The organism is Winogradskyella sp. PC D3.3, assembly GCF_054366245.1.
The window spans coordinates 2,903,434-2,914,135 of sequence record NZ_CM135962.1 but is presented as its reverse complement, the minus strand read 5'-3'; the positions used below and the strand labels follow the sequence as shown (position 1 = coordinate 2,914,135).

The 10,702-nt window shown below is 35.0% G+C and carries 9 protein-coding genes; 3 read left to right on the top strand and 6 right to left on the bottom strand.

The window, feature by feature from the left end:
* Window positions 1-72: 72 nt before the first annotated feature.
* Window positions 73-594, top strand: coding sequence for a 5' nucleotidase, NT5C type (locus ACXGSQ_RS12780; RefSeq protein ID WP_458626544.1), 522 nt, complete (start codon window positions 73-75; stop codon window positions 592-594).
* A gap of 269 nt (window positions 595-863) precedes the next feature.
* Here the strand turns inward: ACXGSQ_RS12780 and ACXGSQ_RS12775 are convergent, their stop codons facing one another.
* Window positions 864-1,064 (bottom strand): CsbD family protein, encoded by a 201-nt coding sequence (locus ACXGSQ_RS12775; protein ID WP_458626543.1) that lies wholly within the window; start codon window positions 1,062-1,064, stop codon window positions 864-866.
* A gap of 131 nt (window positions 1,065-1,195) precedes the next feature.
* Here ACXGSQ_RS12775 and ACXGSQ_RS12770 point away from each other — a divergent pair, with 131 nt between their 5' ends.
* On the top strand, window positions 1,196-2,533 hold the full coding sequence (locus ACXGSQ_RS12770; protein WP_458626542.1) for an exonuclease domain-containing protein: 1,338 nt from the start codon (window positions 1,196-1,198) through the stop codon (window positions 2,531-2,533).
* A gap of 214 nt (window positions 2,534-2,747) precedes the next feature.
* Here the strand turns inward: ACXGSQ_RS12770 and ACXGSQ_RS12765 are convergent, their stop codons facing one another.
* The 4 genes from ACXGSQ_RS12765 to ACXGSQ_RS12750 form a co-directional block, all read right to left on the bottom strand.
* Window positions 2,748-3,272: a hypothetical protein gene (locus ACXGSQ_RS12765; RefSeq protein ID WP_458626541.1), complete on the bottom strand. Its 525-nt coding sequence runs from the start codon at window positions 3,270-3,272 to the stop codon at window positions 2,748-2,750.
* A 206-nt stretch (window positions 3,273-3,478) separates the two neighbouring features.
* Window positions 3,479-5,236: a helix-turn-helix transcriptional regulator gene (locus ACXGSQ_RS12760; RefSeq protein WP_458626540.1), complete on the bottom strand. Its 1,758-nt coding sequence runs from the start codon at window positions 5,234-5,236 to the stop codon at window positions 3,479-3,481.
* 153 nt (window positions 5,237-5,389) lie between these two features.
* The gene (locus ACXGSQ_RS12755; RefSeq protein WP_458629358.1) at window positions 5,390-7,882 is read right to left on the bottom strand and encodes an ABC transporter permease; all 2,493 of its coding nucleotides are present in this window, start codon (window positions 7,880-7,882) and stop codon (window positions 5,390-5,392) included.
* Window positions 7,883-7,926: 44 nt separating this feature from the next.
* Window positions 7,927-8,616 carry an ABC transporter ATP-binding protein gene (locus ACXGSQ_RS12750; protein ID WP_458626539.1) on the bottom strand — a complete coding sequence of 230 codons (690 nt, stop codon included), beginning with the start codon at window positions 8,614-8,616 and terminating at the stop codon, window positions 7,927-7,929.
* A 27-nt stretch (window positions 8,617-8,643) separates the two neighbouring features.
* Between ACXGSQ_RS12750 and ACXGSQ_RS12745 the strand changes: the two genes are divergently transcribed.
* Window positions 8,644-9,384 carry an arylesterase gene (locus tag ACXGSQ_RS12745; protein ID WP_458626538.1) on the top strand — a complete coding sequence of 247 codons (741 nt, stop codon included), beginning with the start codon at window positions 8,644-8,646 and terminating at the stop codon, window positions 9,382-9,384.
* A 2-nt stretch (window positions 9,385-9,386) separates the two neighbouring features.
* On the opposite strand, the gene ACXGSQ_RS12740 is transcribed toward ACXGSQ_RS12745, so the two are convergent.
* The gene (locus tag ACXGSQ_RS12740) at window positions 9,387-10,700 is read right to left on the bottom strand and encodes a DEAD/DEAH box helicase (protein ID WP_458626537.1); all 1,314 of its coding nucleotides are present in this window, start codon (window positions 10,698-10,700) and stop codon (window positions 9,387-9,389) included.
* Between the last annotated feature and the right edge of the window lie 2 nt (window positions 10,701-10,702).

Genomic DNA, 10,702 nt, shown 5'->3' with positions numbered 1-10,702 from the left:
TAAATATTAAATAACCCATAGCTCCTTGGCATTTCAATCCATAATCAAGAACTTCGCAAAAAAAACAACCCAATGACAATATTTGTAGACATGGACGATGTGTTAGCCGACACTTACGGTAAGCACATCGAATTATATAATAAAGAACACCAACAAGACTTACATATCAACCAAATCACTTCTGGTGAAATATGGAATAACGTCCCAGAAACACACAAAAAAAGCATCAAAGATCACGCGCTACGACCTGGTTTTTTTCGGGAGTTAGAACCAATTAAAGATGCCATACAAGTTATGGAAGCCTTATACAGCAAACACGAAGTGTACATTGCCACAGCAGCCACACAATTCCCGAATTCCTTATTAGAAAAAAGCGAATGGTTAGACGAGCACATGCCGTTTATCACTTGGCAACATCGCATTATGTGTGGAGATAAGTTTATTTTAAACGGAGATTTATTAATAGACGACAGAACCTACAACTTAGAAAAATTTGAAGGCGATACCCTATTGTTTAATTCCCCTCATAATGTACACGATACAGGCTACACAAGAGTCGCGACCTGGTTAGAAATTGCCGAGCGTTTATTATAAAAACGCATAAAAGTTTTAAAAGCACTTATTCACCTATGGCAAATCAATAGCATTCATGAACACCTATTTAATAAAATAGAAACTTAGTGAACATGTAAAACTTCAACAAACGATACTACAAGAGATAAAAAGAAGGGTTTTAATTATATGAAAAAGAACCTGCAATTCTTAAAAGAAGCATGCAAGATGACCTAATAATATCAGGTAATTAATACCCATAAAAAAATCCCACAATACGTGGGATTTTAATTTTATAAACTAAAAGGAATCTAAAACTTTAAATCATTCAAAAACGCATTAACGCTTTCTTTTGTTTCTCCGGTACGTTTCTGAATTCTTCCTAAGATTTCATCCTCCTTACCTTCTGCGTAATCTAAATCGTCATCGGTTAATTCACCCCATTTTTGTTTTAATTTTCCTTTTGCAATATTCCAATTGCCTTTTGCTTTATCTTGCCATGGTTTAGACATAATTTCTATATTTTTAAGTTAATAAATTAAATCACTTTGATCTACTACTGTAAATTTACAGGAAGTCTTAAACACCCATTAGCACAATCCATAGATAAATTGATGCAAAACATAAAAGCAAGCGAAAACGCATGATTTACACCATTATTGATGTTGAAACTACAGGACAAAGCAATCGCATGACTGAGATTTCAATTTTTAAATTTAACGGAGATACCGTAATAGACGAGTTTACATCACTAATTAATCCGGAAACTTATATTCCACAACATATTACAGCACTCACCGGAATCGATGACCATATGGTCGCTGATGCGCCGCGATTTGAAGAAGTTGCAGAAGATATTATAAATATTACTGAAGGAGCCATATTTGTAGCCCATAATGTGAATTTCGATTATAAAGTGATTAGTGGAGAATTCAGCCGAATTGGTCTAGAATTCAATAGAAAGAAACTTTGTACCGTTCGTTTATCCCGACGCTTATTACCTGGCCATCGGTCTTATAGTTTAGGGAAGTTATGTAGTGCTTTAGAGATTAATTTGGTTGGTAGACACCGCGCCAGAGGGGATGCTGAAGCCACAACCATTCTATTTAAATTACTCTTACAACAACCTGAAGCTTCAGCTGTTTTTAAAGAATTTTTAAATAAGAATTCTAAAGAAGCGACTTTACCTCCTAACCTACCTAAAGCCACTTTTGAAGCCTTGCCAGATACCGCAGGTATCTATTATTTTAAGGATAAAAAAGGAACCGTGATCTATGTAGGCAAAGCTATAAATATCAAAAAAAGAGTACTCAGCCATTTTTATAGTAAAACAAAAAAGGCACAAGATATGGTAAGAGAAACGCGCGATATCGATTTTGAATGCTCAGGTAGCGAATTAATAGCATTGCTTATGGAAGATGCTGCTATTAAGCACCACTTTCCGGTGTATAATAAAGTCGCCAAGCGCAGTATTCAATCCTTTGCCATTTTCTCGTATGAAGATCGAAAAGGAATTCTGCATTTAGCTAGTAATAAGGGGCGTTTAGTGCCTAATCCTATTGTTACACTATTTAGTATAAGAGAAGTACGTGCCTATTTAGAAAAGATGTGTACTAAATATAATTTATGTCCTAAATATTGTCATTTACAAGAATCGGTTTCAGAATGTTCCCATTTTAGTATAAAAAACTGTAAAGGTGTTTGTAAAGATGAAGAATCTGTAGAAGACTATAATAACCGAGTTCTTGAAGCTATTCATGATATGTCAGACCAAAAGAACGACATCATTGTTAGAGAAAAAGGAAGATATGATAATGAGGAAGCTTTTGTATTAGTGAAAAATGGAGACTATTTAGGCTATGGTTTTATTGATAAAGAAGAACCCATAAGCCATAACGATGATTTAGAGAGATTCCTCATTCCTCAAAAAAACAATATGGATATTCAGAAGATATTAAGATCGCGTTTGTTGGATTTGTAGTTGATGGTTGGTAGTGTTCTCAATATGCAATGATTGTCACTTCGAGTGAAATTCCTTTTTTGGAATTTTGTATCGAGAAGCTTTTTAACACAAATGGTTCTCGATACGTTTTTCGCATACTCAAAACACTCGAACTGACATAAAAATCTCTATTATAAAAGAAAACAGCACTAACTTAGTGCTGTTCTCAACTCAGAAAAATAAGATATGGATTCTATAGCGTTAGGGAAATAGACTTCGATTTATTTTCCTTCTGTATAGCGATAACGTAAGTGATATCAGCGCCATTTATATGATCATAATTAACGGTACAGGAACTGTTAAGAAAGCCCCACCCAGGATAGTCTTTAGCCAACTGATTAGTGAGCTTTAAAGGAAGTCGAACATCTTCATAATATTCATCAGAACTCAAAATAACACCTTTAGCATCATAAATAGCTGTAATATAATTGGTACGAGATTGAAAGTTAATCGTGTACGTTATAGACTTGTCCTTACTGTAAACAGGATCTTTTGTCACATCAAAATTTGCAGCTACTTTTTGTAATTTCTTAATACGAACCGCTAACGGTTGTGCTGTGTGAAGTTCTAAATTTAAATACTGTTCGTTTAGAACTGTAATGGAACGCGGAGTATAATCCTTGTCCTTAAACTGAGACGTTCCCATTGCTAATTCATTTTGTGCAGAGCTAAGGTTGGTGAGTCCTAATAAAATTAAACCAAGAAGACATGTTTTCATAAGTGATACGGTTTTAGAGTGGTACTTAATAATTAAATTGGTAATAGCATTATTCTAAATAAACACGTTGTATAAATAGAACACTGCTAAATTAAAAGTTAAGTAAGCCACAACCGCATAATCTATATAGACCACTGATGTACAGGCGATAGACATTTAATAGACAGTTTCGTAATTTGAATTATAGTTACCTCGTAATAAAAGGCTTATAGGTTTTGAATAAAGAAATTCAAATCCGTTTCTTCTGAGAGTTGAAGTTTTTTTCTTAACCGATAACGACTGGTGTTTAAGGAAGCTAAGGTGATATTTTGAAGCGTCGCAATACTTCTACTTTCAATTTTTAATCGAATTAACGAGCACAGTCTAATCTCGTTTTTACTCAAATTAGGATAGCGCTTTGTCAATTTACTGTAAAACGCATCACTCAGTTTATCTAAGCGTTCAAAAAATTCTTGCGTATCGCTATCAACACTTATTTTATTTGAAATGGCTAAATCGAGTTCATTGATTAATTCCGGATGCGCTTCTGAATTCGCTTGTTTTATAACTTCTAATTGGTTGGCGAGCGATTTAGCCCAATCCTGATCTTGCGTGAGTTTAATCGCAAAATCAGATAAGTCCCGTTCCTTAGATTGAATCTCAGAATTAAGTTGCTCTACCTTTAGCGCAGAGTTTTCAAGGAGCTGTTCTGCTAATAATTGCTTATTCTTTGCATTTATAAGGTGTTGCCGTCTACTAATTATTAGTGAAACTAAGACAATTATAAAAATCGAAGACAAAAGTCCAATAAACCAAAGTTTAGCGCGCTGGTTTTTAATCATGTTTTCCTTTTGAATACGGTCGATTTTAAAATTTAATTCAATTTTATCTATTGTAATATCATTCAATTCCTCTTGCCATTTTTTGTCGGCATGATCCAATAAGGACTGAAGACTATCTGAAATATGCTCTATTTGCTTTACGGTAGTATACGCTGCAGGAATATTGTTTTTGGCACGCAATAGCAATTCTTTAGCCCTTAAAAATTCTAATTTAGAACTAGTGCTAAGATTATTGTAGGCTTCATGATATTGTACAATACTGTCTAAGGTATTAAAGGCTTCCTGTGCTGTATTTAATTTGTTTAAATGTGTATCGCTAGTCACCAATTGCGATCCGGCACTAATTAAACGCGGAATGTCATGCGTTAAAGTTTCTTCGTTTATGGCTGTTTTAAAATACTCAAAATTTTGCTGATATAAAGGCTGGGCATTTTTATAATCTTCCTGTTCGGCATAGATATCAGCAATATTATCACGAATACTACCATTTAAAGTATGCTTTGGGAATTTAGACGTTGTAAGTGCATAAGCACGTTCAAAGAAATACATAGCAGAATCGAGATCTTTTTTATGCCAATAAAAAAAAAGACCATAATTGTTTATAGACGATGGATGGTAAATATAATCCAGGTTTTTAGTAAATGCCATATTCGTTTTATGCTGAAACGCTGCACTATCTAACAAACCCAGTTTAGCATAGTTTTCAGCAAGTATACTCCGAGCATAGCTCCGCATTTCCATAAATTTGTTCCGTTCTACAAGGCTTAATTGGCTTTCATGGACGGCATAATACCTAAAAAAGGCAAGATATGATTTTATGGATTCTTTTGGAAACCCCACTTCTCTAAACCAATTGCCTGAATGTAAATAGCTATCCAAAACAAATTTGGTATGCCCTTCAATATGTTTTAATATATCTAAACGTTTAAAATGAAGTGATAGATACCGCTGCATTTCAGCATCAGAAAAGGAGCCGCGTCTATATGTTTTTATGTCATTTTCAGGAAACACAGATGCCATAGAATCACTAATCTGTTCATATTGTCTAAAATAGGTTTCACGAGTAAGCGTGGTGCTTTGAGACCACAATGGAAACAGGCCTAAAGCCAAAATAAACAAGAATGATGTATAATACTTAAGCATTAATTATCAATACGTTAGATAGGCCTAAATATACTTTTTTTTAGAGTGAATGACGAAAATAAATGATCTTTAGACATACTCGGGCCATAAGCGGGTTTGCTATTGAAAATTCTTGCATCAAATAAATGGCTATAGATTACGGTCAAAACTACACTATGCTTCTTTTCGTAAGACAGCTAAAGGTGAACTATTTAAAACAGATCGTATATTACTTAAACCAATAGCCATCACCAAGAGAGTAATGCCTGGTAAAATCACTAAAAATGGAATCAATGAAGGTGCAAAAGGTTCTTTAAAGACTAATAAAGCCAAACAAAGACTACCAACTAAGGCCAATAGAATACCTATTAAACTACCTAGCAATCCTAAAAACAGATATTCTAAAGCTGAAATTTTTAAAATCTGTGCATTTTTAGCCCCAAGGGTTCTTAGCAATACACTTTCTTTTATACGTTGATACTTGCTGGTACGCACGGATCCTATCAAAACAATAATTCCAGTAATAATACTGAAGAATGCCATAAAATTAATAACCCAAGAGACTTTATCTAAAATATCCTCAATTATAGTATAAACCTGACGTAAATCTATTATTGAAACATTAGGGAATTCGGCCACTAAATCGCGCTGTAATGCTGCAGAGCTAGCTTCATCTGGTACAGTTGTAGAAATAACGCGAAACTGTGGTGCTTGCTCAAGGGCTCCAACAGGAAACACAAAATTAAAGTTAGGTTGTAATTGTCTCCAATCTACTTTTCGTATACTACCAACTGTAGTTTCCATAAGCACCCCTTGCACATTAAATGTAATATTATCACCGATATTTATACCGTCCTCTACAAGATTGTCTGCAATCGAAACTAGTATGGGAGCATTAGCTGTGGTGTGCGTAGTCCACTCACCTTCTAAAAGTGTTTCGGAATCTATCATAGAATCGCGATATGTACTTCTAAATTCATGATTCAATATCCAATTCCGCATTTGCTTTGTACTGTCTTGTCGCAATTCATTCGCTAAGCGTCCTTTTATTTTATGAATGCGCATCGTAACGATTGGAATACTATTAACAACCGGTAAACCTTTTGAAGTTATACGGTCTTCAATGGCATCTTGCTGCTCTGCCTGCACATCTAAAATAATGATGTTAGCCTTGTTAGCACTCTGCCCTACTTCTGTCTTCGATAACAACATATCTTTAGTAAAATACAAAGTGCTAATTAAACAGGTACCCAAACCAATAGCAACCACTAAAACCACAGTTTGGTTATTGGGTCTAAATAGATTGAGTAAACTTTGACGTGCTTCAAAACCCCATCGTTTTGGAAAATAAGTTTTTATGGCTTTAATAAACAGTAAGGCAACGCCTGTTAAAACCGCAAAAGCAATTAAAGTCGCAAGCATAAAACCTAAAGCATAGACCGCATCTTCTAATAGCCAAAAAGAAAATAAGAAAAGAAAAACTAATATTGCAGAAATAACAATCACCCGCACTTTGAACGGTTCTTGAGCGCCTTTTTCATCGACGCGTAATACTTCTAATGGAGAAACATACCAAGTTCTAAGCAGTGGTAATAAAGCAAATAACACGGACATAAATAAACCGAGAAAAACACCAATCGCTATGGGTTGAAAAGCTATTGAGATTTCAACTGAAAACGGTAAAAAGTCTTTTAGTAAATATGGAAACAATTTCTGGACGCCAATACCAATTAAAGAGCCTATTAGACCTCCAACAATACCAATACCTGCAATTTGAATCAAGAAAATCAGAAAACTTTGCAGTCGTGAGGCTCCCATGCATTTTAAAACAGCAATAGCACTGAGTTTCTCTTTAATATAAATATGAACAGAGCTTGCAATCCCTATACAACCTAATAATAAGGCTATAAAAGCGGCTAGATTCAAAAACTTACCGACATTCTCATACCGTTTCCCTAGACGTTCACTCGTACTCGTATGGGTATCTAAGTCTGCTTCTTCCTTTTTTAATAAAGGTCCTATTGTTTTTTCAAACTGTTCTAAATTAAAAGTTTCAGAAGTTGTATAGAAAAACTGATACTCTTTACGACTTCCAAATTGTAAGAGACCTGTCGCTTCTAGTAATGCATATGGCATTATAATTGGTGGAGCTACAGATGTTGAAATGGCTGTACTTCCGGGAATTGCTTTTAATGATCCTAAAATAGGCAATGTTAAGCTTCCTACTTTTATAGAATCGCCTGGTTTTATATCAAATTGAAGCATTAAAGTGGCATCAACTAATGCTCCATTTAAATCTTGATAAGTACTTGCAGCAGAGCTTGGTTCGGTGTCAATCGTTCCATAAAAAGGAAATGCTCCATCAAGACCACGGACTTTAACTAATTTAGTCCCACCATTCTTAGGAAAAGCAATCATAGACACAAAATTGATTTCTTTAGCTTTAGGCTGTAAAGAATCTATAATGGCTTGTGCACGTGCTGTGGGTTCTTGCCGACTATCTATAGTATAATCTGCCCCCATTAAGGCTTTAGACTGAAGCTTTATGTTGTCTTTAAGATTGCTGCTAAATAATTGAATAGAGACTACTGCAGCGATTCCCAATATAATAGAAGCCATAAATAACAATAAGCGTACACGGCTCGCTTTAGCATCTCTCCATGCCATTTTAAATAACCAAGGGGTATTTTTACGCATCTGTAATGAATTATTTACTGTACTGCTGTACGGTCGTTGGTTAAAATATGGCCACCTTTAAGCCTTAAAATTTGTTGTGTTCGGTTGGCTAAATCCAAATCGTGGGTAATAATCACTAAAGTGGTTCCGGCTTCTTTGTTTAACTCAAACAATAGTTGAATTACTTTTTCTCCTGTTTCCTCATCCAAATTTCCTGTTGGTTCATCTGCAAATAAAATGGAAGGTGCATTGGCAAAGGCTCTTGCCAATGCCACACGTTGTTGTTCTCCACCAGACAGTTGCGATGGATAATGATGAATCCGATCAGCTAAACCCACTTTTTCTAATAATGCCTTACTAATTTTATCAGCATCTTTAGAGCCTTGCAATTCTAAAGGAACACTCACATTTTCAAGTGCAGTAAGCGTTGGTAACAACTGAAAATTCTGAAATATAAATCCCACTTCTTTATTACGCAACTGTGCACGTTGGTCTTCATTTAAAGCGTTTAAGTTTTGGCCACAAAGCTCAATGGTCCCAGCATTAGGTTGGTCCAAACCAGCACACAAGCCTAATAACGTCGTTTTTCCACTTCCTGAAGGTCCAACAATAGAAAACGTTTGTCCTTTTTCTACGGCAAACGAAATGTTTTGTAGGACTGTTAATTGTTTGTTACCGCTAGAATATGTCTTTTCTAGACCAGTTATGTTTAATATCTTTGGCATATCAATTTTAATTAAATAAGACACTTTATGTCGAAGGCTCAAAATACTCATTTGCATTTAATTTCACCAATCTCAACGGCTTCTAAACTCTTAAAGTTTTGTTATATTATAACCGCTTTTTTATTGGTTGGTTGTGGTGATAGCAAATCGGAGAAAACAAATACTGAAAACCAATCGCAAGATCAAGCAGAAGAAATAGCCACTAGAGAAACCACTACCAAAACCATTCTTTGTTTTGGTGATAGCATTACGGCTGGTTATGGGTTAGATGATACTAACGATGCCTATCCTGGTATTTTACAACAGAAAATAGATTCTTTAAACTTAAATTATACAATTATTAATTCTGGAATTAGTGGAGAAACTACGGCTGGAGGAAAAGGAAGAATCGATTGGATTTTAAACCAAGACATTGATATCTTTATATTAGAATTAGGGGCTAACGATGGACTACGAGGTGTTAATCTTGTAGAAACGGCCGCAAACCTTCAATCTATAATAGATGCGGTAAAATCTAAAAGTCCTAAAACTAAAATTATACTAGCAGGTATGCAATTACCTCCGAACATGGGACAAGAATACACAAGAGACTTTAAACAAGTCTTTATGAATATTGCCGAAAAAAATAACTTAGAATTTATTCCTTTTATTTTGAAAGACGTTGGAGGTATAAAAGCCCTTAACCAGAATGATGGAATTCATCCAACGGTTGAAGGTCATAAAATAGTAGCTAATACGGTTTGGGAAGTATTACAACCTTTGCTTTAAGCTTAGATAATACTAACGCGCACTTTCTTTTTCTTTAAACGTGTATTGTTTAAGTTGTTAACTAAGTCATTGGCAATACTAACAGGAACGGCAACAAAAGCACAGTCTTGTTTCAATTCTATGACGCCGAGTTGATCTTTAGTAATGTTTCCTTGTTTAAAAAACAGTCCTGCAATATCCCCTTTAGAGATCTTATCTTTTCGACCACCAGAAATAAATAAAGTCGTCCAAAATGGAGGCTTAATGTCTTTGGCAGCATTAACACGAATGGTTTGAGATTTCCCGACAAAATCAGGTAAGACTTCGCGCTCTCCTTTAATTAAATACGCTGTGCCTTTAGAATTTACTCGTGCTGTTCTACCATTTCGATGCGTGTATTCTTGAATCGCTTCAGGAATTTCGTAATGAATAATATAATTCATCTCTGGGATATCAATACCACGTGCTGCTAAATCACTTGCAACAAGTACAGATACACTTCCGTTTCGTAATTTAATTAAAGCACGTTCACGATCGTGTTGCTCCATTCCACTATAAAAGCAGGTATGTGCTATATTCTTTTTCTCTAAAAAACGACTTAAATCTTCAAGACGTTCTTTTTTATTACAAAATACAATCCCTGGATCACTACCAACATGATGCAATAAATCGACTAAAGTATTGTGTTTATTAACTGATGGTGAGATTACGGTTTTAATTTCGAGCTTAGAACTCGGTCTTTCAGATAAAAAGTTTAAGGTTTTGGCTCCATCCATTTTTAAATACTTTGGAATAGAGGCTCCTTCAGTGGCAGAGGTTAAAATACGCTTATTTACATTCGCCAAATAACTCATGATCTGTTTCATTTCGCCGCCTGCTCCTACTTCAATTGAAATATCAAACTCATCAATAACTAAGGTTTTAATGAATTTGGTAGAAAAACGAGCTTGTTCAAAATGATCTGCCAAACGCCCAGGTGTACCAATTAAAATGGCAGGTGTGTGTTTCAATTCTATTTTATCTTTTGAAATAGCACGACCTCCATAAATAGCATTGGCTTTATAACCCGATCCCATATTACGAACAACCGTTTCAATTTGAATGGCTAATTCTCTAGAGGGCACAATAATTAAGGCTTGCACTTCTTTGCATTCAGGATCCAAAGTTTCTAAGAGCGGTAGCAAAAAGGCTAATGTTTTCCCAGTTCCTGTTGGTGATAAAAGAATAACATTGGGGTTTTCTTCTATGGTGGCCAACGCAGATTCTTGCATTGGATTAAGCGCATAGATATTTAATTTTTCAAGTATATCTTGCTGTGCTTTGATATTATTTGCCATAG

Excerpts from the sequence above, each read along its gene's own strand:
- ACXGSQ_RS12780 (WP_458626544.1), top strand. The coding sequence starts at position 73 with ATGACAATATTTGTAGACATGGACGATGTGTTAGCCGACACTTACGGT.
- ACXGSQ_RS12745 (WP_458626538.1), top strand. The coding sequence starts at position 8,644 with ATGTCGAAGGCTCAAAATACTCATTTGCATTTAATTTCACCAATCTCA.
- ACXGSQ_RS12755 (WP_458629358.1), bottom strand. The coding sequence starts at position 7,882 with ATGGCATGGAGAGATGCTAAAGCGAGCCGTGTACGCTTATTGTTATTT.
- ACXGSQ_RS12775 (WP_458626543.1), bottom strand. The coding sequence starts at position 1,064 with ATGTCTAAACCATGGCAAGATAAAGCAAAAGGCAATTGGAATATTGCA.
- ACXGSQ_RS12740 (WP_458626537.1), bottom strand. The coding sequence starts at position 10,700 with ATGGCAAATAATATCAAAGCACAGCAAGATATACTTGAAAAATTAAAT.
- ACXGSQ_RS12760 (WP_458626540.1), bottom strand. The coding sequence starts at position 5,236 with ATGCTTAAGTATTATACATCATTCTTGTTTATTTTGGCTTTAGGCCTG.
- ACXGSQ_RS12770 (WP_458626542.1), top strand. The coding sequence starts at position 1,196 with ATGATTTACACCATTATTGATGTTGAAACTACAGGACAAAGCAATCGC.
- ACXGSQ_RS12750 (WP_458626539.1), bottom strand. The coding sequence starts at position 8,616 with ATGCCAAAGATATTAAACATAACTGGTCTAGAAAAGACATATTCTAGC.
- ACXGSQ_RS12765 (WP_458626541.1), bottom strand. The coding sequence starts at position 3,272 with ATGAAAACATGTCTTCTTGGTTTAATTTTATTAGGACTCACCAACCTT.